Origin of the sequence: Blattabacterium cuenoti (assembly GCF_014252035.1) — a bacterium.
GTDB classification, from domain to species: Bacteria; Bacteroidota; Bacteroidia; order Flavobacteriales; family Blattabacteriaceae; genus Blattabacterium; species Blattabacterium cuenoti_Z.
The window spans coordinates 119,322-141,655 of sequence record NZ_CP059207.1; the positions used below are offsets into that span (position 1 = coordinate 119,322).

The window sequence follows — 22,334 nt, forward strand, 5'->3', positions numbered from 1 at the left end:
CAAATTATTTTTATCCATTCATAGATATTAGAAATTCTTCATTATTTTGAGTTCTAGCTATTCTTGATCTTAGAAATTCCATAGCTTCTACTGGATTCATATCAGAAAGATGTTTACGGAGAATCCACATCCTTTGCAAAGTTTTTACATCTAATAATAGATCATCTTTTCTTGTACTAGAAGAAACAAGATCAATAGCTGGATAAATTCGTTTATTAGCAATTTTTCTATCTAACTGAAGTTCCTTATTTCCTGTTCCTTTAAATTCTTCAAAAATAACTTCATCCATTTTTGATCCTGTGTCTATCATTGCTGTGGCAATGATAGATAGAGACCCTCCATTTTCTATATTTCTAGCCGCTCCAAAAAATCTTTTTGGTTTATGCAAAGCATTTGCGTCTACTCCACCTGATAAAACTTTACCTGAAGCAGGTGCAACAGTATTATAAGCACGAGCTAATCGTGTGATAGAATCTAATAAAATTACTACATCATGAGAACATTCTACCATTCTTTTTGCTTTCTGTAAAACAATATTAGCAACTTTTACATGTCGATCGGCTGGTTCATCAAAAGTAGAAGCAATGACTTCCCCTCTTACGTTTCTTTGCATATCTGTTACTTCTTCTGGACGTTCATCTATAAGTAGTATAATTAAATATACTTCTGGATGATTAGCCGCAATAGCATTTGCTATTTCTTTTAATAAAGTTGTTTTTCCTGTTTTTGGAGGCGCAACAATCATTCCTCTTTGGCCTTTTCCGATAGGAGTAAAAAGATCGACTATTCTTGTAGATAGTGTAGAGCTTTTCTCAGCTAACTTAAACTTTTCGTTTGGAAACAATGGAGTTAAATGTTCAAATGAATCTCTTCCTCTAATAAATGCAGGACTCCTTCCATTTATTTCAAGTATTTTTATTAGTGGAAAATATTTTTCACCATCTTTTGGTGGACGAACTTCCCCTCTGATTGTATCTCCAGTTTTCATACCAAAAAGTCTAATTTGAGATTGAGATACATAAATATCATCAGGAGAGGATAAATAGTTAAAATCTGATGATCGTAAAAAACCATAATTTTCCGGCATTATCTCTAAAACTCCTTCACTAATTATAATGCCATCAAATTCATATTCTGGAGATCTATACTTATTTGAAAAATTTTTTTTCTGTAATGATCCATCTTGGTTTTTAGTAGCATGAAATGTTTGAGAATCATGTTTATCATTTTTTTTCCAACCAGAAAAATTCTGATGTTTTTTTTGAAGTTTCACAACAGATGATTCTTCTTTATTTTTATTTTTTCCATTATTTATATTGTTTTTTTCTAAAAAAAAATTATTAGATTTAGATTCAGGTACTTTTCTATTTTTGTATTCATTAATATTTTTTTCCTTCTTTTGAGAAGAATTTTTTTTATTAAAAATAGAAATTATTTTTTCTAAAAGTTCGTTTTTTCGTAATTGTGTACATTTTTTTAATCCTGAAGAACGAGCAATTTCTTGTAACTCAAAAAGTTTTTTACTTTTTAATTCAGTAATATCAAACATAAAGTAGTAGTAGTAATTGGGTTATTGGCATATAATATATCACCTGTTTATTTATATTTATTGATGGATTTTTATAGAAAAAATATACTTACTTAATAAAATAAATAATAATGAAAACTAAGAAAAAGTTAGAAATGACAAGTACAATTTATACAAAAAAAATATTTGAATTTTAAAAAAAGCAAAAATTTTTCAAAAATTATGTTATATCGCATACAAACATTATATTCATTAATTTCTATTTTTATTTATTCTATTGCATTATATTATTATGCTAAAATAGAAAGAAAATATTCAATTTTACTTAATAAAACAGTTTTATATATTTTTATTATATGTTTAGTTTTATCCGTTATTAGCCTCCTATTTTTTAAAAATAGACAGGTACAATTATTATTAAATAAAATTAATATAGCAATAAATGCCATCAATTTTATTATGATAATATTTTTTTCATTTTTACATTATTACAAACTAAATAGATATATTCTATTTATCATATTTTCTTCTATATATATTTTAAAAAAAACTAATAAATCAATAAAAAAAGACATTGAATTAATTGATTCAGTGAACAGAATTCGATAGAAAATATTTAAAAACTAACAAAAAATGAAAAAAATTTCATTGATTCAAAAGTTAAAAAAATATGAAAATGAATACCAAAAAATATCCAAATCTATAATAAATGATGGAAATAAAATTTATTCTAATAAAGAGAAATACAAAAAATTTATTAAAAAATATACAAAATTAGAAAAAACAGTTCATTTATATCAAAAATATAAGAAAGAATTAAATCTTTTAAAAGAAGCTAATTTTATTATGAAAAATGATAAAGATTTAGAAATAAAAGAGTTAGCATTTAAAGAACGGTCAAATATATTAAAAAATATTTATGATATAGAAAAAAAAATTGAAAATATTTTATTCTTATCTTCAGAAGAACATATAATGGAGGAAGATGATAGAAATGCTATCATGGAGTTAAGATCTGGAACAGGAGGAAATGAAGCTTGTCTTTTTGTAGAAGATATATTGAGAATGTATACAATGTATTTTAAAAAATCTGGTTTAAAATATAAAATTTTACATGCTCAAAAAGGTGGAATTAATGGATATAAAGAAATAATATTGGATATTAGTGGTAAAAAAGGAATCTATGGAGATCTAAAATTTGAATCAGGAGTACATAGAGTACAAAGAATTCCGAAAACAGAATCTCAGGGTAGAGTACATACATCTGCGATTACAGTAGCTGTTTTACCTCAAGTAGAAGAAATAGAAGTAAAAATAAATTTAACTGATCTTAAAAAAGATACTTTTAGATCCAGTGGATCTGGAGGTCAACATGTAAATAAAACAGAATCAGCTGTTAGACTAACACATATTCCAAGTAAAATTACTGTAGAATGCCAAGAAGAACGTTCTCAACATAAGAATTTTGAAAAAGCTATGAATGTTTTAAGATCACGTATTTACCATAGAAAAATGGAAGATAGACTAAAAAAAAGATCCATACAAAGAAAATCCTTAGTCTCTACAGGAGACCGTTCTGTAAAAATAAGAACTTACAATTACCCTAATAATAGAGTTACAGATCACAGAATTCATAAGTCTATTCATGATCTTACAAATTTTATGAATGGAGATATTCAAGAAATGATCAACTCATTAAAAGTTTTTGAAGAAAATCAAAATAAATAATTTTAATCATCTGATAAAAATGTTTTTAAATTGATTTTATCTAAAAAGTTTGTATTATAATTTCCTTTTAAGAAATCATTATTTTTCATAAGTTTTCTATGAAAAGGAATAGTGGTACGTATTCCTTCTATTACAAATTCATCTAATGAACGTTTCATTTTTTCAATAGTTTCTTTTCTACTTTTTGCTGTAGTAATAACTTTAGCTATCATAGAATCATAATAATGAGAAACAAAATATCCTGCATAAATATGAGTATCTATGCGAACTCCTTTACCTCCTGGAATATGTATTTGAGTAATTTTACCAGGTGATGGACGAAAATTTTTATATGGTTCTTCTGCATTAATTCTACATTCTAGAGAATACATTTTTGGGAAAAAATTTTTTTTTGTAATTTTTTTTCCACAAGCTAAAAATATTTGCTCCTTAATCAAATCTAATCCTGTCACTTCTTCAGTAATGGGGTGTTCTACTTGTATTCTAGGATTCATTTCCATAAAATAATAATTTTTTTTATCGTCAACTAAAAATTCTATAGTGCCTAATCCTTCATAACGAATAAATTCAGCAGCTTTTACTGCTTCATCTCCCATTCTCTTTCTAAGAGATGTGTTTAAAAAAGGAGAAGGAGCCTCTTCCACTAATTTTTGATTCCTTCTTTGAATAGAACAATCTCTTTCAGATAAATGATAAGCTTTTCCATATTGATCCCCCATGATTTGAATTTCTATATGTCTAGGATCTAAAATAAGTTTTTCGATATATATATCATTTTTACCAAAACAAGCTAAAGATTCCTTTTTCGCTTCTTCCCAAGATATCTTTAAATAATTTTTTTCTAAAACAGATCTGATTCCCTTTCCACCTCCTCCAAAAACTGCTTTTATTATAATAGGATACCCGATTTTATCTGCAATTTTTTCTATTTGTTTATAATTAGAAGAATCTATAAAACAATTTGATCCAGGTAAACATGAAATTCCAGCTTTTTTCATAGTTATTTTTGCAGAAATTTTATTACCCATTTGAATCATATGACTTGGTGGCGCTCCTATAAACTTTATTCCATGTTTATTACACATAGATGAAAAATAAGCGCTTTCAGACAAAAAACCATATCCAGGATGTATCGCATCTGCATTTGTTAATTCCGCAGCAGATATTAGATTTGGAACATTCAAATAAGATTTATATGGAGAAGGTGGCCCTATACATACAGCTTCATCTGCAAAATAAACATGTAAACTATGCTTATCTGCAGTAGAATAAACGGATACTGTCTTTATTCCCATTTCTTTTACAGAACGTATTATCCTCAAAGCAATTTCTCCACGGTTAGCTATTAGTATTTTTTTAAACATAAAAATTATTAATAATCAATCAGGATCCAAAATAAATAAGGGTTGATCATAATCAACAGGAGTCGCATCTTCTACCAGAACTTTCACAAGTTTTCCATTAACTTCAGACTCTATATCATTAAATAATTTCATAGCTTCTATTACACATACTTTTGTTCCAATTTTTATTTTATCTCCTACCCTAACAAAGGGATCTTTATCGGGATGAGGTCTTCGATAAAACGTGCCTATCATAGGAGATTTTATCGTTAAATATTGATTATCATTATCTTTTTCCAATTTATTAGAAAATCTATCTGGAAAATCAGAAACATAAGAAGATATTTTCGGATAATATTTTTTCAATTTATTATTTTTGTTGTATTTGCTATTCTTAATATGAATTTTAGTTCTACCTATTTGAATTTTTATTTCACGAATATCAGATTTGGAAATAAACTGAATTAATGACTTAATTTTTTCTAAATTCATATACAACAAATATTATATTATTTTGGATCTTCTTTGCTATACAAAATCTTTCCTTTATAATATAATTTATTGTTATACCAGAAAGCATGATGATATAAGTGTTTTTGATTTGTTAAAGAACATTTTACTAATAAAGGTTCTTTAATCTTTAAATGACTTCTTCTTTTATTTCTTCTAGACTTAGACTGTTTTCTTTTAGGATGTGCCATATTATTTTATTGAATTAAATCACTAATTTAGAAATAAATTCAAATGTGTTAATAAAAATTATTTTTATATATTGTATAATTAATTGTTCAATTACTTACTTTTCTTTAATGATTTTATGAATCGAATAACTAAACGTAGTGAAAATTATTCTAAATGGTATAATGAAATAATTGATAAGTCTAAATTAGCTGAATTTTCTGGTATTCGCGGGTTTATGGTGATGAAACCATATGGATATTCTATATGGGAAATAATGAAGGAAAAATTAGATAAAATGTTAAAAAAATCAGGTCATGAAAATGTTTATTTTCCTTTATTAATTCCTAAAACTTCTTTTTCATTAGAAAAAGAACATACTAAAATTTTCTCTGAAGGATGTGCTATAGTAACACATTCTAAATTAATTAAGAAAAAAGAAAAATTAGTAATTGATCCTGAATCAAGATTACAAGAAGAATTAGTAGTTAGACCTACATCTGAAAGCATTATATGGAAAATGTATAAGCGTTGGATACAGTCTTATAGAGATTTGCCTATTCTATTTAATCAATGGGGAAATGCTATTAGATGGGAAATGCGTACTCGTATTTTTCTTAGAACTAATGAATTTTTATGGCAAGAAGGACATACTGCTCATTCAACAAAAAAAGAGGCAATAGAAGAAACTAAGAAAATATTGAATATATATACGGAATTTTCAGAAAAATTTATGGGAATTCCAGTATTACAAGGTATCAAACCTTATATGGATAAATTCCATGGATCTGATACAACATATTGTATAGAAGCAATGATGCAAGATGGAAAAGCTTTGCAAATAGGAACAGCTCATTTTTTGGGACAAAATTTTTCAAAAGCTTTTAATGTACAATTTACTAATTTTCATGGAAAAAAAGAATACGTTTGGTCCACTTCTTGGGGTGTTTCCACTAGACTGATTGGTGCAATAATAATGTCTCATTCTGATGATAATGGATTAATACTACCCCCGAAAATAGCTCCTATACAAATTATTATTGTTCCTATATATCATAATGATCATGGGGAAGAAGAATCAAAAATAGATGAATTATCAATAAAAATTTTAAATATTTTAAAAGAAAAAAAAATACGTGTAAAATATGATAATAGAAAAATATTCACTCCTGGATGGAAGTTTTATGAATATGAAATGAAAGGTGTTCCTATACGAATTAGTATAGGAAAAAATGAAATAAAAAATGAAAAATTGGAAATATTCAGAAGAGATACATATAAAAAAATGTATATCACTTTAATGGATATGAAAAAAAATATTACTCATTTGCTTGAAGAAATACAGAAAAACATTTATCAAAAAGCTTTGAATAGAACAAAAAAAATGACCGTAAAATTAGATGATTACAATGATTTTAAAGAAAGAATGCATCGTCTCGGTGGTTTTATTTTAGCTCATTGGGATGGTGATAAAAATACAGTAAAAAAAATTCAGAATGATACGGAAGCTACAATACGACTTATTCCAATTTCTTTTGGTAAAGAAAAAGGAAAATGTATATATTCTGGAAATAATTCTTCTCAAAGAGTAATATTTTCTAAGTCATACTAAATCTTTCAAATTTCCTTTGAAATTATCTATAGATGAATAATTTTTCTTTTCTAAAATAGAAATTAACTCTTTTTTCAATCTATCAAAAATTGAAATTCCTTCTTCAATAAATTGAGTTCCTACTTGAACAGCAGATGCTCCACACAAAATATGTTCAAAAATATCTACACCATTGGTAATTCCTCCACATCCTATAATGGAAATTTCTTTTCTTAGATAAAGATGAAATAAACGAATATTAGCCAATGCAAATGGTTTAATTGATAGCCCACCTATACCTCCAAAACCTTTTTTTGGATATATTACTACGGACTCAGTTGTTGAATTAACAAAAATGCCATTAGGTATACTATTAATACAGGTTACAAAATAAATAGGAAACTGATTTAAAATAATAGCAACATTTTTAATATGAATTTCCTTAAAATAAGGAGGCAACTTTAAACCCAAAGGTTTTTTATAAAACTTAAATATTTCTTTTAAAAAATAGGATAGTTTATAAAAATCATATCCTATGATTTCTTCTTCTCCAAGAATATTAGGACATGATAAATTTAATTCTACAGCAGTAACTTTTGAGGATAAAGAAGCTTTTTTAAGAAGAAAACAATTTTCTTCTATAGATAAACCAGATATGGATAAAAAAATAGGTTTTTCAGTTTTATTTTTCTCCAAAAAATCTAAATAAAAATCTATACCAAGGTTAGGTAACCCCATAGAATTTATACTTCCATATTCACAATAAAAATATCTTGGTTTTACATTTCCTTTTCTAGGAAAAAATGTACAGCTTTTTGTTACTATTGCGCCTGAAGAACTTTTTAAAAGATCATTTAATTCTTTTTCTGTAGTACAAATAGCACCTGATGCGTTCATTATACATGATGATAGTTTTATATCTTTTATGCTAATAGATATATTTACTTTTTTCTTGTCCATGAAAAATAAATTATAATAATATTCAAACTTATAGAATTTTAAAATTTTTAACTTTACTAAAACAGTTTTTTTTATGGAAAAAAAAGAACATTTCTTCTTAAAAATTTATGATTTAGGAATCATAAAATTCGGTAATTTTACTTTAAAAAGTGGTATAAAATCTCCGATATATATAGATTTTCGTCCAATAGCTTCTAGACCAGATTTATTAATAAAATTATCTGATTTATTAATTAATAAAACAAATTTTAGCGATTTTGAACTAATTTGTGGGGTTCCATATGCTGCTTTGCCTATAGCTACTGCATTATCATTAAGAACAAATGTTCCTTTAATAATTAAAAGAAAAGAAAATAAAGGTTATGGAACAGAAAAAATGATAGAAGGTATTTATAAAAAAGGGCAAAATTGCTTTCTTATAGAAGATGTTATTACAAGTGGAGATAGTTTATTAAAAACTATAATAGACCTTGAAAAAGAAGGTTTGATTATAAAAGATATTATGTCTATTCTTGACCGAGAACAAGGAGGTATAGAAAATATCAAAGAAAAAGGATACAGTATCCAAACTTTATTTCGCATAGGAGATATATTGAATGTGTTAAATGAAAATAATTTATTAAAAAAACAAGAATTACACATAATTCATCTATTTTTTAATAAAAAAGAAAAAAAGAATATTCATGAAAAACGTCTTTCTTATGAAGAAAAAAAAGAAAAAATAAATCATCCTATTGGAAAAAAACTTATAGATATTTCATTGGAAAAAAAAACAAATTTAATATTTTCTGCAGATATAATTTATTCTAATGAAATACTTGAATTGGTATACTCAATTGGAGATATAATTTGTGGATTAAAAATTCATGCAGATATCATTAATGATTTTTCTTCATCATTTATTACTTCTCTAAAAAAAATATCACTGGAAAAAAAATTTCTATTATTAGAAGATAGAAAATTAAGTGATGTAGCTCATATCAATTATCTTCAAATTCATTATGGAATTCATAAAATTTCTTCTTGGGCAGATATTATTACAGTTCATTTACTTTCTGGAAAAAACAGCATTCAAGAATTAAACATTCCTTGTAATATAGGATTGGTTACTGTATCTGAAATGTCTTCTCATGACAGATTATCTGATGATAATTATATCAGAAAAGTATTAAATATTTCTCTAAAAAATCCAAAAGTAATTGGAACTGTAGCTCAAAGAAAAGTTGATGACAGATTATTGCTATTTAATCCTGGAATACATTTTTCCAATCCTGGATGTCATCAAAAAAAAGATTACATTCATCCCATACAAGCTTTTGAACAAAATAAAACTGATTTTATTATTGTTGGAAAAGCGATTTATCAGTCAAAAAATCCAGTAATAGAAGCAGAAAAATATAGAAAAGAAGCATGGAAAGCTTATGAAAAAAACCTTGAAAAAGGTTAAAATTGATTACTTCATGTAAGTTTTTTTTTTAAAATTAATGATACTGATTGTAATTTTATTTAATTTGTATGTTATAAATGTTGAATACTGTTTTATGATCAGAATAATTTTACATAAACTATTTTTTTAGAAAATAGGATTTTTCGAATAAATTTTCAATATGGAATGGGTTAATTCATTAATTAGTTGTTTTATGATACTTTTTAGTATCATAGATATCTTGGGAAATGCTCCTATAATTATGGGATTTAAATCCAAGGGAAATATTATAGAAACTAAAAAAGTTATAATAACTTCTCTTATTATATTTTTATCTTTCCTATTTTTAGGACAACCTATGTTAAAAATAATAGGAGTAGATGTTCATTCTTTTTCCATAGCTGGATCTATTGTTTTATTTCTTATTGGTTTGGAAATGATATTAGGAATTGATTTACATAAAGTAAAAAAAAATGCACAAACTTCTATTGTCCCAATAGCATTTCCACTAATAGCAGGACCTGGATCATTAACCACTCTGATTTCATTAAGAACTACTTACGATGTCAATATTATACTTTTATCTTTAATACTTAACATGATTGTCGTCTATTTTGTCATAGATAAATGTGATTTTATTGCTGAAAAAATAGGAAATGATGGATTAGATATCTTAAAAAAGATATTTGGAATTGTTTTATTAGCTTTTGCAGTTAAAATATTTGGAGCTAATGCTGCTCAAATTTTTCAACCATAATCCGACGAAAAATTATTTTTATAGACCTATCTATTTCTTTAAATTTAGGTAAGTGATGAGATTTATAAAAAAATATAATGTAAAAAAAAGTATCTTCTAAAAGAAATTTATTGATTAAAAAAGAAGATCGCAACAAACGTTTTATTCTATTTCTGTGTACAGCTTTTTTAAAATTTTTTTTTTACTATAGTTCCGATTAAAATCGGATACTTATTGTTTTTTTCTTTTGTACATAAAAAAACTGATGAAATAGGAAAAACAAAAATGTATTTCCCATTTTTAATTATTTCTTCAAAAATTTTCTTTTTCTTTAATTTTATTTTCATGATGATTTATTATTATTCATGATAAATTCTTCAAATTTAGTAACCATATTAATAGGTCCACAAATAAATGGAGTTCTCTGATGTAATTGAGTAGGTTTTATATCTAAAATTCTTTGTTTACCATCAGATGCTTTTCCACCCGCTTGCTCCGTTAGAAAAGCTATAGGATTACATTCATAAAGCAATCTTAATTTTCCATTTGGAGATGAATATGTTTTAGGATAAATATATATTCCACCTTTTATCATATTTCTATGAAAATCTCCAACCAAAGATCCAATATATCTTGCTGTATAAGGACGATTTTCTTTTTTTTCTTGACAATATTTTATAAATTTTTTAATTCCATTAGAAAAATTAGCATAATTTCCCTCATTAATAGAATAAATATTTCCTATTTCAGGAAAAAAAATATTTGGGTGAGATAAATAAAATATTCCAACTGAAGGATCTAAAGTAAATCCATGAACTCCTTTACCAATAGTAAATACTAATATAGTAGAAGATCCATAAATAATATATCCTGCTAAAATTTGTTGACTACCTTTCTGTAAAAAATCATTGATTGTTAAATTCATTTTGATAGAAGATTTTCTCAAATAAACAGAAAATATGGTACCTATAGAAACATTAACATCTATATTTGATGATCCATCTAGTGGGTCTATTAATACAATATATTGATTCTGAGTTAAATTTTCTTTTTTTCCATTTATTATTATAAAATCTTTACTCTCTTCTGAAGCTATTCCACAAACAACGTTTCTACTTTTAAAAGATTCAATAAATGCTTTATGAGCAAAATTATCTAGTTTTTGTTGATTTTCTCCTTGAATATTAGTTACCCCAGAACTACCTATTAGTTCTTCCGTTAATCCTACTTTATTTACTTCTTTATGTATAGCTTTAGAAGCTAGTTTTATGGAACTAAATAAACGTAATAAAGATTCCGTAGAATATGGGAAATGATCTCTATTTTTTATAATAAATTCTCCTAATGAATACATAATTTTATAAATATTAAACTTTTTAGAATAACTTTTTCAAGTTTATCTATAAAAAATAAACTTTATAATTTTAGATATTTTTTTAATTTTATTTTCGATGAGAATAATACAAATATCATTAATATTGTTATGGCGTATGTGGTTTGTTCTTATCAATATATTTTTAGTACCATTATTGGCAGGGGCATCTATTCCATTTTTGTTTAAAGATAAATATTATCCAATTGCATATTGGTTTTATCAAATATGGGCAAGAATCAATCTATTTCTTATGGGATTTTGGTATGAACTGAAAATAGATGGTGAACAGGAAATATTAGATAATAAAAAACAATACATAATTATCAGTAATCATAGTTCTATCATGGATATTATGTTAATTTTCTCTATTATGAGAAACCACCCTATAGTATTTGTTGGCAAATCAGAATTGGCTAGACTACCCTTTTTTGGTTTTGTTTACAAAAAAAGTAACGTTTTGATAGATAGAAAAAACTTATCTAGTTGTATGCAAGTATTTAAAAAGGTTCAGAATAAAATAGATTCTGGAAAAAGTGTTTGTCTTTTCCCAGAAGGAAGAGTTCCAAATCCTTCTATATTTTTAGATCGTTTTAAAAACGGAGCTTTTTTTATAGCTATCATAAAAAAGATTCCTATTATTCCATTTACTATAGCAGATATAAAAACTAAATTTCCTAGCAATTCGATTATTAAAGGATCTCCAGGTAAAATAAGAATTAAACAACATCATTCTATATCTACAAAAAATTTGTCACTCAAGGATAAAAATTATTTAAAAGAAAAATGTTTTAATATAATTAAATATCAATTAGAAAAATTTGAAAAAGAAGCAAAAAAATAAATAAAAATCGTTAATTTTTTAATATTTAATAAATAATGAATAATAATAGAAAAATTTATATTTATACTGATGGATCCTCTAGAGGAAATCCTGGTCCAGGAGGATATGGAGTATTTATAGAAGAAATGATTATTGGATTGTCTTATGCTAAAAAAGTGATATCTGAAGGATATCGCTATACTACTAATAATCGAATGGAATTGCTAGCTATAATAGTTGGATTAGAAAACATTAAAAAAAAAAAACAAAATATTATCGTTTTTACCGACTCTAAATATATAGTGAATACTATTCAAAACAAATGGATTGATGATTGGAAGAAAAATAATTTTTACAAAAAAAAAAATGCAGATTTGTGGAAAAGATTTTTACCCTTATTTTACAAACATTATGTTATTTTTCAATGGATCAAGGGCCATAGTAATCATTATATCAATGATTATTGTGATCGTTTATCTACGGCAGCAGCTAAAAAAAATAAAAACTTAAAAATAGATTATGTTTATGAAAAAAATAATAATATTATTATTTAGCTACATAATATTTTTGTCTAATTATTTCATAAATTATAATAGAAACTGCATTACTAACATTTAATGAATTTATATCTCCAAACATGGGTATATTTATTATATGATCAGCTTTATCTAACCAAATACTAGATACACCTTTATCTTCAGATCCAAAAACAATAGCAATACGATCATAATACAATTTTGTTTTATATATGTTTTTAACAACATAATGACTATTATTATGAAAACCAGTTGTTAATATTTTTATATTATTTTTTTTCAACCAATGAAAAATAGTTTCCATTTTTTTTTCTATAAAGATAGAAATTGTAAAAATACTTCCCAAACTGGATCTAATTACGTTGGAATTAAAAATATAAGTTTTCATATTACATAATATAATCATATTTACTCCAACAGCATTTGCTGTTCTTAATATAGAACCTATATTTCCAGGTTTTTCTATTCCATCTAGAATAAGTATTATAGCATTTTTTTTACATATATTTATATTTTTTAATGTGTTCATTTTTTTTTCTTTGAACAATGCAATAATACCACCAGAATTTTCTCTATAAGAAATTTTTTGAAAAACTTTTATACTGATATAAAAAATTATTGATTTAAATAATTTCACCAAATTATATTTTTCAAATATTTCATCGCATATAAATATTTCTATCGGATAGAATTTTCCTTTTACCGCCATTTCAAATTCTTTTATTCCTTCTACAATAAAAAGTTTATTTTTTTTATTTATGCTTTTATAACTTTTTATTAAATTTTTAATTTTTGTATTTTTTAAACTGTATAATATTTTTTTCATTATCCTGTATGGTTCAAAAAAATGATGATATTTACTATATGAGTCAAGCAATTTGTATTTCAAAGTCTTCTTTTTGCAAAAAAAAGAAAGTAGGAGCTATTATAGTAAAAAATAATAAGATTATATCTGACGGATATAATCATACACCAATTGGTTTCGATAATATTTGTGAAGATATAGATGGAAAAACTAAATGGTATGTATTACATGCTGAAGCTAATGCTATATTAAAAACATCTTCTTCATCTTTATCTTGTGATGGAGCTTCTATATATATCACACATTTCCCATGTAAAGAATGTAGTAAATTAATTTACTTATCTAGTATAAAAAAAGTCATATATTTATATGAAAATAATAAAAAAACTAATGATATATATTTTTTCTTGAAAAGAATGCAAATAAAAGTAGAAAAATTAAATTTTTAATATTATATAAAAAAATATACACACCCAGGTGGCGAAATCGGTAGACGCGTTGGACTCAAAATCCAATGATTTTATATCATGCGGGTTCGAATCCCGCCCTGGGTATTTTTGTATTTTTAAAATAAAAAATATTTTTGAGATAATGGTAAAATATCAGAAGGTTTAGAAATTATTTTTTCTCCATTTATATAAACACTATAAGTTTTTGGATCTATTTCTACATTTGGAGTTTCTTCATTAAGAATCATATTTTTCTTTGAAATAGATCTGCATCCTCTTACTACTTTTATTTGTTTTTTTATTTCATTTTTTGAAAAAAATGAATTATTAATAGCATTTGTTGTAATAAAAACACTACTTATTTTTGGTTCGAAAAAACCAAACATTTTTCTATACATAAATGGTTGCGGAGTAGGAATAGTAGCATTCGGATCACCTACACTAGCATATGCTATCATTCCACCTTTGATTACTAATTCTGGTTTAGCTCCGAAAAAAGAAGGTTTCCATAATACTAAATCGGCCATTTTTCCAATATGAATTGATCCAACATATTCTGAAATACCATGTGTAATAGCAGGATTTATCGTATATTTTGATATATATCTCTTTACTCTAAAATTATCGTTTTTTGTATTCTGATCCTCTTTAATAGGTCCTATTTCTTTTTTCATTTTATCAGCTGTTTGCCAGGTTCTTCTAACAATTTCTCCTATTCTTCCCATAGCTTGAGAATCAGAGCTAGTCATACTTATAGCACCTATGTCATGTAATACCCCTTCTGCACTAATAGTCTCAGATCTTATACGAGATTTAGCAAATGCAATGTCTTCTGGAAGATTAGAATCTAAATGATGACAAATCATTAACATATCTAAATGTTCATCGATTGTATTGTATGTATAAGGCATAGTAGGACTTGTAGATGAAGGTAATACATTAGGAAATGATATTACTTTTAATAAATCAGGTGCATGGCCACCCCCAGCTCCTTCTGTATGATAAGTGTGAATAGTTCTATCTTTAAAAGCTTTTAAAGTATCTTCTATATAACCAGATTCATTTAATGAATCTGTATGTATATTTACTTGAATGTCTAATTTTTCTGAAACGTTTAAACATTGATCTATAACATATGGAGTACTTCCCCAATCTTCATGAATTTTTAATCCACCTGCTCCAGCTTCTATTTGTTCGATTAAAGCTTTTGGATTAGAACTATTACCACTTGCAAGAAAAATAAAATTGATAGGGACATGGTCTGTACTTTTTAACATTCTTTGTATATTCCAAATACCTGAAGTACAATTAGTAGCTATACTACCAGTAGCTGGGCCTGATCCTCCTCCTATTATAGTAGTAGTTCCATTTTCTAGAGCAACTTCAAACAACTGGGGACATATATAATGTACATGACTATCAACACTACCAGCTGTAACTATCATATTTTCTGAAGAAATTACTTCTGTTCCTGCACCAATATGCATATTTGGATCTACACCATCCATAAAGTATGGGTTGCCTGATTTTCCTATACCTACTATCAATCCATTTTTAATTCCAATATCTGCTTTGACAATCCCCCAATGATCAATAATAATAGCATTAGTTAAAACTAAATCTAAAACTCCTTTTTTACTTGTTGCTAATGGATGTTGACCCATTCCATCTCTAATCACTTTTCCTCCTCCAAAAACACATTCATCTCCATAAATAGTGTAATCTTTTTCTATTTCAACCCATAAAGATGTATCACCTAAACGAATCTTATCACCTATTGTAGGTCCATACATACTTGCATAAGATTCTCTATCTATTTTTTTCATACTTTTGTATTTTCTTTCCCTGAAAAACCGTAAATTTTTTTATCACCTCCTATTTCTACTAAAATTACTTCTTTTGTTTCTCCTGGTTCAAACCGAATTGATCTACCAGAAGGTAGATCAAGTTTGTAACCTTTGGTCCCTTCTCTATCAAAAATAAGAGCAGTATTAGTTTCGTAAAAATGAAAGTGAGACCCTATTTGAATAGGGCGATTTCCAGAATTATAAACTATTCTTTCTATGCGATTCCTTCCAGATAATAAAACAATTTCTTCTTTAAGAAGATCATATTGTCCTGGAATAATTTTCGAAGATCCTTTTTTTTTAATAGGATTATGTATTGTTACTAATTTTGTTCCATCAGGAAAAGTTGCTTCTACCTGAACATTATTAAGCATTTCATGAACTCCATCCATAACTTGTTCATTTTTAAGAATATTTTCAGCTTCCTTTATAATATTTTTTACTGTTTTTCCTTCACGAGCACCTTCCATAACATAATTTGTTATCAATGCTAGAGATTCAGGATAGTTTAGTTTTAATCCTCTTTTTAAACGTTTTTTTGCTAATTCCCCAGCCATATGCAGAAGAATTTTTTCCTTTTCATAAAAAGTTAAATGCATACTATCTTTTAGTTATTTCTGTTCACAAACAAAATAAAAATGTCATTATAACAAAAATTTAAATGAATTTTTTAAAGTTATGAAATATTATTCGATATTAATATTAACTTCTTATGATATATATTAAGATATCGCGATAAAAACTTACATTATCATAGAATATTTGATTCAGAAAAATAATGAACATGAAATTTTTTATTCAATCTAATCTTTAAGTTTAAGAAGTAAATAAAAAACAACCCTCCATAAATAATGATTATTTTTGCTATCAACAGAGGGAAAATTGTTATTAAAAAATAATTTAAAAAATGCAAGTTTTAAAATTTGGAGGAAGTTCCGTTGCTCATTCTGATGCAATAAAACGTATTTGTTCTTTATTAGAAAAAAAACCAAAAGGAAGATATGCAATCGTTGTTTCTGCATTAGGAAATATTACGGATCAATTGATAGAATGTGGTAAGTTAGCTTCCAAAAGAAGAAATAGTTATAAAGATATATTAGAAGAAATAGAAATACGTCATATCAATATTATAAGAAAACTATTTCCAATTACTTATCAAAGCCATTTAATTAGTTGGATAAAAAAAAATATTAATGATTTAGAAAGTTTATGTGATGGTATTTTTCAAGTAGAAGAATTATCAAAACGTTCTTTAGATAAAATAATGAGTTTTGGAGAACTAAGTTCATCTTTTCTTATAGCAGAAAAATTAAAACAATCTGGATTAGATGCTGTTTGTAAAGATAGTAGAGATTTGATCATTACAGATTCTCAATTTGGATGTGCTCAAGTAGATTTCATTACTAGCAATCACAATATTGTACAATTTTTTCGTGAAAAAATATCAGAATATATTGTATTACCTGGTTTTATAGGATCTACATTAGAAAATGAAACCACCACTTTGGGAAGAGGTGGATCCGATTACACTGCAGCTATTTTAGCAGCTGCTATATCTGCAAGTTTACTTGAAATATGGACAGATGTAAGTGGGATGATGACCGCTAATCCCAAAATAGTTAACCAGGCATTTCCTATTAAAGAAATTTCTTATGAAGAAGCAATGGAATTATCTCATTTTGGAGCAAAAGTTATTTATCCTCCTACAATACAACCTGCTATGAAAAAACACATTCCTATACAAATTAAAAATACTTTTTCTCCCATGGATACAGGTACTTTAATTTACATTAGTAAAAATACAAATATTAGTCAACCTGTTACCGGTATATCTGGAATTCAGAATATGGCATTACTTACTCTTGAAGGAAGTGGTATGATAGGAATTCCTGGATATTCTAAACGTTTATTTGAAGCTTTATCACGTGAAAAAATAAATGTCATTTTTATTACTCAAAGTTCTTCTGAACATTCAATTACTACTGGTATTCATGAAATGGATGTAATAAAAGCAAAAACAGGAATAGATAGTGAATTTTCTCAAGAAATTCACCAAAGGCGTATTGATCCATTGAGAATAGAAAAGGACCTTTGTATTATTGCAGTAGTAGGAGATAATATGAAAAATCTTCATGGAACTAGCGGTAAAATGTTTTCTTCTTTAGGTAGGAATAGTATTAATGTTAGAGCTATTGCGCAAGGATCTACTGAAAAAAATATATCAGCAGTCATTAGAAAAGTTGATTTTAAAAAAGCATTAAATACTTTACATGAGGCATTTTTCGAAAGTCCTCCAAAACAGATAAATCTTTTTATTTGCGGGGTTGGAAAAGTAGGTAGTAAACTACTTGAACAAGTAGATCAACAACAAAATTATTTATTAGAAGAGTTAAAACTTCAAGTAAGGATAATAGGATTAGCCAATAGTAGAAAAATGTGTTTCCATAATAATGGAATTAATTTAAGTAAATGGAATAAATATCTCAATGAGAATGGAGAAAAAATGAATATATATTCCTTCATGGAAAAAGTTTGGAAATTTAATTTAAGAAATAGTTTATTTGTTGATAATACAGCTAGTGAAGAAATGGCTATGACGTACGAAAAGTTTCTAAAAAATGGAATAGGAGTTATTACTTGTAATAAAATTGCTTGTTCTTCTGATTATGAACATTATAAAAGACTAAAAACTTTGTCTAGACATTTTAAAGCTCCTTTTTTATTTGAAACTAATGTAGGTGCTAGTCTACCAGTAATTAGTACGTTAAATGATCTTATAAATAGTGGAGATAAAATAAATAAAATTGAAGCAGTATTATCAGGAAGCTTAAATTTTATATTTAATTGTTTTACAGGTCAAAAATCTTTTTTAGAAGTAGTAAAAGAAGCTCAATTAAAAGGATATACCGAACCAGATCCTCGTATTGATTTAAGTGGATTAGATGTTATGCGAAAAATACTGATTCTAGCAAGAGAATGTGGTGCTCCATTAGAGTTAAGTGATATACAAAAAAAATATTTTCTTCCTGAAACTTGTTTGAATTCAAATTCAATCGATCATTTTTATCAAGAATTACATAAGTATAAAGATTATTTTTTTGAGATTAGAAATAAAGCTGAAAAATGTAATCAACGTTTACGATTTATTGCACGTTATGAAAATGGCGTAGCTTTTGTTGGATTAGAATCTGTTCAACAAAATCATCCATTTTTTCAATTAGAAGGAAAAGATAATATGGTATTATATAATACATACCGTTACGCTGAACAACCTCTTATAATAAGAGGAGCTGGAGCAGGAGCTGAAGTAACAGCATCTGGAGTGTTTTCTGATATTATTAAAGCGACTAAATAAAAATCATGAAGGGGGTTAAAATATTCGCACCAGCTACGGTTGCTAATTTAGCTTGTGGATTTGATGTCATTGGATTAGCTTTAGACTTTCCAGAAGATGAAATTTTTTTGTATAAATCTAATACACCAGGAATACATATTCATAAAATACATGGGACTTCTTTACCTACTGATCCTAAAAAAAATGTAGCTTTTGTTGCTTTACAATTTTTATTAAAAAAATATCAACAAATAGAAAATTTTCATAAAGAAAAAAAAATAGGATTTGAAATAGAATTAATCAAAAATATTCATCCTGGAAGTGGAATAGGTTCAAGTGCAGCTAGTGCAGCTGGAGTTGTTTTTGGAGCTAATATTCTATTGGGAAATCCTTTTAATAAAAATCAACTTATACGGTTTGCTATGGAAGGAGAAAGAATAGCAAGTGGATCTGCTCATGCTGATAACGTTGCTCCTGCCATTATGGGAGGAGTTACTTTAGTAAGAAGTTATAATCCTTTAGATATTACTAAAATTCATGCTCCTAGCGAATTATGGGTTAGTATCATTCATCCTCAAATTGAGATTAAAACATCAGATGCTAGGGAGATTTTGAAACAAAAGGTATTAATGACAGATGCTATTCATCAATGGGGGAATGTAGGGGCTTTAATCGCTGGATTATATCAAGAAAACTATGGTTTAATAAGTAGGTCTCTAGAAGATAGAATTGTGGAACCTATAAGGGCTACATTAATTCCAGCATTTTATGAATTAAAAATAAAATGTAAAGAAATAGGGGCTTTAGGAGGAGGAATTTCTGGTTCTGGACCATCTGTATTTATGTTAAGTAAAGGCAATGATATCGCAAAAAAAGTGACAGAAGTCATGAATCGTGTTTATTCTACATTAAAAGTAGATTATAAAACTTATACTTCTCCTATTAACCAAAATGGAGTAAAATGGTTTAAAATTATTTAGAAAAATTATATTATTATTATGTTGTATCATAGTTTAAAAAATGATAATAATTTCATATCTTTTGAAAAAGCAGTATTAAAAGGTTTATGTCAAGACGGAAGCTTATACGTCCCAAAATATATTCCTATATTGGATAATAAGTTTATTAAAGATATTATTACAAAAGAATTAGATATTTATAAAATATGTATGACTGTCATAAAACCATATATAGGAGAGTGTATTCCAGATTCTTATATTGATCAGATTATTCGTGATACTTTATCTTTTCCATTTCCATTAAAAAAAATACATGATAATGTTTATGTATTAGAACTATTCCATGGTCCTACTTTAGCTTTTAAGGATGTAGGAGCAAGATTTATGGCGGGTTGTTTGAGTTTTTTTTACAAAAAAATAAGAAAAAAAATAACTATTTTAGTCGCCACTTCTGGAGACACAGGTGGGGCAGTTGCTCAGGGTTTTTACAAAAAATCTGGAATAGAAGTTATTATTTTATATCCATATAATGGAATTAGTTCATTGCAAAAAAAACAAATTACTTCATTAGGTGAAAATATATTTCCTTTAGAAATTATAGGAAGCTTTGATGACTGTCAAAATATTGTAAAAAAATCTTTTACAGATAGAGAAATACAAAAAAAATATATATTAACTTCTGCGAATTCTATAAACATAGCAAGATGGCTACCTCAAATGTTTTATTATTTTTTAGCTTATAAAACAATAGGAAAACATGATGAAAAACTGATTTTTTCAGTTCCTAGTGGTAATTTTGGAAATATTTGTGCAGGAATGATGTCAAAAGAAATGGGGTTACCTATAAAATTTTTTATTGCTTCTACGAATATCAATGATACTATTCCTAGATTTTTGAAATATGGAGAATATAAACCGTTGACTGTTAATAGAACTATATCTAATGCTATGGACATATCTAATCCAAATAATTTTCCTAGAATATGGAATTTTTTATGTAAAGAAAATTTTTATCAACTAAAGAGTAAATTATTTTCTTATCGATTTACAGATAAAGAAACGTTATATACTATAGAAAAAGTATGGAATAAACATAAATATATATTGGATCCACATGGAGCAATAGGATATTTGGGAATAAAAAGATACTTAAAAGAAATAAACAGTAAATTTTCATCATTGAAAACCATTTTTTTAGAAACAGCTCATCCCATTAAATTTTTGGATAATATGCCATTATCTTTACGAGATGAAATTAAAGTTCCTAGTACACTAAAAGTTTTTTTGAAAAAAGGAGAAATAGAAAAAAAAGTTTTATCTATGTCAAACGATTTTACCAGTTTCAAAAATTGGTTACTGGGAAGAGTTTAATGAATATTTTGTTTTTAAATAGCTACATCACCCTGAATATGAGGAAAAGGATAATAATTTTTTAAATTAAAATCTTTGAAAGAAAATCCATCAATACTTTTTATTGATGGATTAATACTAATTTCTGGTAGTGTTTTCGGTTTTCTTTGTATTTGTAATTGAACTTGTTCTATATGATTTTTATATATATGTGCATCACCTATAGTATGAATTAATTCTTTTTCTTTTAAATCTAATACTCTAGATAACATTGTCAATAACAAAGCATAAGATGCTATATTAAATGGTAATCCTATAAAAATATCTGCGCTTCTTTGATATAAAAGTAATGATAGATTTCTATTATCAGCAGATACGTAAAATTGAAAAATAACATGACAAGGAGGTAATGCCATATCTTTTAGCATTCCTACATTCCAAGAAGATACTATCAATCTTCTTGAGGTTGGATTTGATTTTATTTCTTTTATAACATTTTTTATTTGATCAATAAAATCACCATTGTAACTAGGCCATTTTCTCCATTGTAATCCATATATTGGGCCTAAATCTCCATTTTTATCAGCCCAGTTATCCCAAATGGAGACATTATTATTTTTTAAGTATTGTATATTAGTTTCTCCTTTCAAAAACCATAGTAACTCATGAATGATAGATCGTATATTTAATTTTTTAGTAGTTAAAAGTGGAAAACCTTTTTCTAAATCAAATCTCATTTGATATCCAAATAAACTTATAGTTCCTATTCCAGTACGATCTCTTCTTTCTATTCCATTTTTCAATATGTATTTTAATAGATTTAAGTATTGTTTCATAAATTAAATTTTATACATAGATTTATTTTTAAT

The 22,334-nt window shown here is 26.2% G+C and carries 21 protein-coding genes and 1 tRNA gene; 11 read left to right on the top strand and 11 right to left on the bottom strand.

Going from position 1 to position 22,334, the window contains the following annotated elements; translation table 11 throughout:
• Positions 1-10 precede the first annotated feature (10 nt).
• The gene (gene rho / locus H0H49_RS00565; protein WP_185864558.1) at positions 11-1,549 is read right to left on the bottom strand and encodes a transcription termination factor Rho; all 1,539 of its coding nucleotides are present in this window, start codon (positions 1,547-1,549) and stop codon (positions 11-13) included.
• 612 nt (positions 1,550-2,161) lie between these two features.
• Between rho and prfA the strand changes: the two genes are divergently transcribed.
• A complete protein-coding gene (prfA, locus tag H0H49_RS00570; RefSeq protein WP_185864559.1) occupies positions 2,162-3,256 on the top strand; it encodes a peptide chain release factor 1 in 1,095 nt (364 codons plus the stop codon).
• 2 nt (positions 3,257-3,258) lie between these two features.
• Here the strand turns inward: prfA and accC are convergent, their stop codons facing one another.
• Genes accC through rpmF form a run of 3 tightly spaced genes read right to left on the bottom strand, consistent with a single transcriptional unit; the run spans position 3,259 to position 5,300 of the window.
• Positions 3,259-4,620, bottom strand: a complete 1,362-nt coding sequence (gene accC, locus H0H49_RS00575) for an acetyl-CoA carboxylase biotin carboxylase subunit (RefSeq protein WP_185864560.1) — start codon at positions 4,618-4,620, stop codon at positions 3,259-3,261.
• Positions 4,621-4,635: 15 nt separating this feature from the next.
• A complete protein-coding gene (gene accB, locus H0H49_RS00580) occupies positions 4,636-5,091 on the bottom strand; it encodes an acetyl-CoA carboxylase biotin carboxyl carrier protein (protein ID WP_185864561.1) in 456 nt (151 codons plus the stop codon).
• 17 nt (positions 5,092-5,108) lie between these two features.
• The gene (gene rpmF / locus H0H49_RS00585) at positions 5,109-5,300 is read right to left on the bottom strand and encodes a 50S ribosomal protein L32 (protein WP_185864562.1); all 192 of its coding nucleotides are present in this window, start codon (positions 5,298-5,300) and stop codon (positions 5,109-5,111) included.
• A 116-nt stretch (positions 5,301-5,416) separates the two neighbouring features.
• On the opposite strand from rpmF, the gene proS reads away from it, so the two are divergent.
• Complete coding sequence (gene proS, locus H0H49_RS00590) at positions 5,417-6,889, top strand: proline--tRNA ligase (RefSeq protein ID WP_185864563.1); 1,473 nt, start codon at positions 5,417-5,419, stop codon at positions 6,887-6,889.
• On the opposite strand, the gene H0H49_RS00595 is transcribed toward proS, so the two are convergent.
• Positions 6,881-7,828, bottom strand: coding sequence for a dihydroorotate oxidase (locus tag H0H49_RS00595; RefSeq protein ID WP_185864564.1), 948 nt, complete (start codon positions 7,826-7,828; stop codon positions 6,881-6,883). The genes proS and H0H49_RS00595 overlap by 9 nt on opposite strands.
• 73 nt (positions 7,829-7,901) lie before the next feature.
• Here H0H49_RS00595 and pyrE point away from each other — a divergent pair, with 73 nt between their 5' ends.
• Together pyrE and H0H49_RS00605 are read left to right on the top strand one after the other, a co-directional pair.
• Positions 7,902-9,275 (top strand): orotate phosphoribosyltransferase, encoded by a 1,374-nt coding sequence (gene pyrE / locus H0H49_RS00600; RefSeq protein ID WP_185864565.1) that lies wholly within the window; start codon positions 7,902-7,904, stop codon positions 9,273-9,275.
• Between the two features lie 160 nt (positions 9,276-9,435).
• Positions 9,436-10,011: a MarC family protein gene (locus H0H49_RS00605; protein ID WP_185864566.1), complete on the top strand. Its 576-nt coding sequence runs from the start codon at positions 9,436-9,438 to the stop codon at positions 10,009-10,011.
• Here the strand turns inward: H0H49_RS00605 and H0H49_RS03100 are convergent.
• Together H0H49_RS03100 and fbp are read right to left on the bottom strand one after the other, a co-directional pair.
• Positions 9,983-10,147 carry a hypothetical protein gene (locus H0H49_RS03100; RefSeq protein ID WP_394798472.1) on the bottom strand — a complete coding sequence of 55 codons (165 nt, stop codon included), beginning with the start codon at positions 10,145-10,147 and terminating at the stop codon, positions 9,983-9,985. The genes H0H49_RS00605 and H0H49_RS03100 overlap by 29 nt on opposite strands.
• Before the next feature lie 186 nt (positions 10,148-10,333).
• Complete coding sequence (gene fbp / locus H0H49_RS00615) at positions 10,334-11,344, bottom strand: class 1 fructose-bisphosphatase (protein ID WP_185864567.1); 1,011 nt, start codon at positions 11,342-11,344, stop codon at positions 10,334-10,336.
• Between the two features lie 97 nt (positions 11,345-11,441).
• Here fbp and H0H49_RS00620 point away from each other — a divergent pair, with 97 nt between their 5' ends.
• Positions 11,442-12,206, top strand: a complete 765-nt coding sequence (locus H0H49_RS00620) for a lysophospholipid acyltransferase family protein (protein WP_185864568.1) — start codon at positions 11,442-11,444, stop codon at positions 12,204-12,206.
• A gap of 35 nt (positions 12,207-12,241) precedes the next feature.
• Positions 12,242-12,739 carry a ribonuclease HI gene (locus tag H0H49_RS00625; RefSeq protein WP_185864569.1) on the top strand — a complete coding sequence of 166 codons (498 nt, stop codon included), beginning with the start codon at positions 12,242-12,244 and terminating at the stop codon, positions 12,737-12,739.
• Here the strand turns inward: H0H49_RS00625 and H0H49_RS00630 are convergent.
• Positions 12,732-13,547 (bottom strand): TrmH family RNA methyltransferase, encoded by an 816-nt coding sequence (locus tag H0H49_RS00630; RefSeq protein WP_185864570.1) that lies wholly within the window; start codon positions 13,545-13,547, stop codon positions 12,732-12,734. The two genes, H0H49_RS00625 and H0H49_RS00630, sit on opposite strands and share 8 nt — an antisense overlap.
• Before the next feature lie 8 nt (positions 13,548-13,555).
• On the opposite strand from H0H49_RS00630, the gene H0H49_RS00635 reads away from it, so the two are divergent.
• Together H0H49_RS00635 and H0H49_RS00640 are read left to right on the top strand one after the other, a co-directional pair.
• Positions 13,556-13,975 (top strand): deaminase, encoded by a 420-nt coding sequence (locus tag H0H49_RS00635; RefSeq protein WP_185864571.1) that lies wholly within the window; start codon positions 13,556-13,558, stop codon positions 13,973-13,975.
• A gap of 22 nt (positions 13,976-13,997) precedes the next feature.
• A tRNA-Leu gene (locus H0H49_RS00640) sits at positions 13,998-14,080 on the top strand.
• Positions 14,081-14,091: 11 nt separating this feature from the next.
• Here H0H49_RS00640 and ureC read toward each other — a convergent pair.
• Positions 14,092-15,801 (bottom strand): urease subunit alpha, encoded by a 1,710-nt coding sequence (gene ureC, locus H0H49_RS00645; RefSeq protein WP_202983780.1) that lies wholly within the window; start codon positions 15,799-15,801, stop codon positions 14,092-14,094.
• Complete coding sequence (locus tag H0H49_RS00650) at positions 15,798-16,421, bottom strand: urease subunit gamma (protein WP_185864572.1); 624 nt, start codon at positions 16,419-16,421, stop codon at positions 15,798-15,800. The genes ureC and H0H49_RS00650 overlap by 4 nt, the downstream gene beginning before the upstream one ends.
• 308 nt (positions 16,422-16,729) lie before the next feature.
• Here H0H49_RS00650 and thrA point away from each other — a divergent pair, with 308 nt between their 5' ends.
• The 3 genes from thrA to thrC are packed head-to-tail and all read left to right on the top strand — an operon-like array spanning position 16,730 to position 21,486.
• The gene (thrA, locus tag H0H49_RS00655; RefSeq protein WP_185864573.1) at positions 16,730-19,177 is read left to right on the top strand and encodes a bifunctional aspartate kinase/homoserine dehydrogenase I; all 2,448 of its coding nucleotides are present in this window, start codon (positions 16,730-16,732) and stop codon (positions 19,175-19,177) included.
• A 5-nt stretch (positions 19,178-19,182) separates the two neighbouring features.
• Positions 19,183-20,136 carry a homoserine kinase gene (locus H0H49_RS00660; RefSeq protein WP_185864574.1) on the top strand — a complete coding sequence of 318 codons (954 nt, stop codon included), beginning with the start codon at positions 19,183-19,185 and terminating at the stop codon, positions 20,134-20,136.
• An 18-nt stretch (positions 20,137-20,154) separates the two neighbouring features.
• Positions 20,155-21,486, top strand: coding sequence for a threonine synthase (gene thrC, locus H0H49_RS00665; protein ID WP_185864575.1), 1,332 nt, complete (start codon positions 20,155-20,157; stop codon positions 21,484-21,486).
• A 14-nt stretch (positions 21,487-21,500) separates the two neighbouring features.
• On the opposite strand, the gene H0H49_RS00670 is transcribed toward thrC, so the two are convergent.
• Positions 21,501-22,301 (bottom strand): thymidylate synthase, encoded by an 801-nt coding sequence (locus H0H49_RS00670; RefSeq protein WP_185864576.1) that lies wholly within the window; start codon positions 22,299-22,301, stop codon positions 21,501-21,503.
• Positions 22,302-22,334: the final 33 nt, after the last annotated feature.

Bases quoted from the DNA above. Each gene is read 5' to 3' on its own strand.
- rpmF (WP_185864562.1), bottom strand. From the start codon at position 5,300: ATGGCACATCCTAAAAGAAAACAGTCTAAGTCTAGAAGAAATAAAAGA.
- prfA (WP_185864559.1), top strand. From the start codon at position 2,162: ATGAAAAAAATTTCATTGATTCAAAAGTTAAAAAAATATGAAAATGAA.
- rho (WP_185864558.1), bottom strand. From the start codon at position 1,549: ATGTTTGATATTACTGAATTAAAAAGTAAAAAACTTTTTGAGTTACAA.
- thrC (WP_185864575.1), top strand. From the start codon at position 20,155: ATGTTGTATCATAGTTTAAAAAATGATAATAATTTCATATCTTTTGAA.
- H0H49_RS00660 (WP_185864574.1), top strand. From the start codon at position 19,183: ATGAAGGGGGTTAAAATATTCGCACCAGCTACGGTTGCTAATTTAGCT.
- accB (WP_185864561.1), bottom strand. From the start codon at position 5,091: ATGAATTTAGAAAAAATTAAGTCATTAATTCAGTTTATTTCCAAATCT.
- ureC (WP_202983780.1), bottom strand. From the start codon at position 15,801: ATGAAAAAAATAGATAGAGAATCTTATGCAAGTATGTATGGACCTACA.
- H0H49_RS00620 (WP_185864568.1), top strand. From the start codon at position 11,442: ATGAGAATAATACAAATATCATTAATATTGTTATGGCGTATGTGGTTT.
- H0H49_RS00670 (WP_185864576.1), bottom strand. From the start codon at position 22,301: ATGAAACAATACTTAAATCTATTAAAATACATATTGAAAAATGGAATA.
- proS (WP_185864563.1), top strand. From the start codon at position 5,417: ATGAATCGAATAACTAAACGTAGTGAAAATTATTCTAAATGGTATAAT.
- H0H49_RS00630 (WP_185864570.1), bottom strand. From the start codon at position 13,547: ATGAAAAAAATATTATACAGTTTAAAAAATACAAAAATTAAAAATTTA.
- pyrE (WP_185864565.1), top strand. From the start codon at position 7,902: ATGGAAAAAAAAGAACATTTCTTCTTAAAAATTTATGATTTAGGAATC.
- H0H49_RS00625 (WP_185864569.1), top strand. From the start codon at position 12,242: ATGAATAATAATAGAAAAATTTATATTTATACTGATGGATCCTCTAGA.
- H0H49_RS00635 (WP_185864571.1), top strand. From the start codon at position 13,556: ATGGTTCAAAAAAATGATGATATTTACTATATGAGTCAAGCAATTTGT.
- fbp (WP_185864567.1), bottom strand. From the start codon at position 11,344: ATGTATTCATTAGGAGAATTTATTATAAAAAATAGAGATCATTTCCCA.
- H0H49_RS00650 (WP_185864572.1), bottom strand. From the start codon at position 16,421: ATGCATTTAACTTTTTATGAAAAGGAAAAAATTCTTCTGCATATGGCT.
- thrA (WP_185864573.1), top strand. From the start codon at position 16,730: ATGCAAGTTTTAAAATTTGGAGGAAGTTCCGTTGCTCATTCTGATGCA.
- accC (WP_185864560.1), bottom strand. From the start codon at position 4,620: ATGTTTAAAAAAATACTAATAGCTAACCGTGGAGAAATTGCTTTGAGG.
- H0H49_RS00595 (WP_185864564.1), bottom strand. From the start codon at position 7,828: ATGGACAAGAAAAAAGTAAATATATCTATTAGCATAAAAGATATAAAA.
- H0H49_RS00605 (WP_185864566.1), top strand. From the start codon at position 9,436: ATGGAATGGGTTAATTCATTAATTAGTTGTTTTATGATACTTTTTAGT.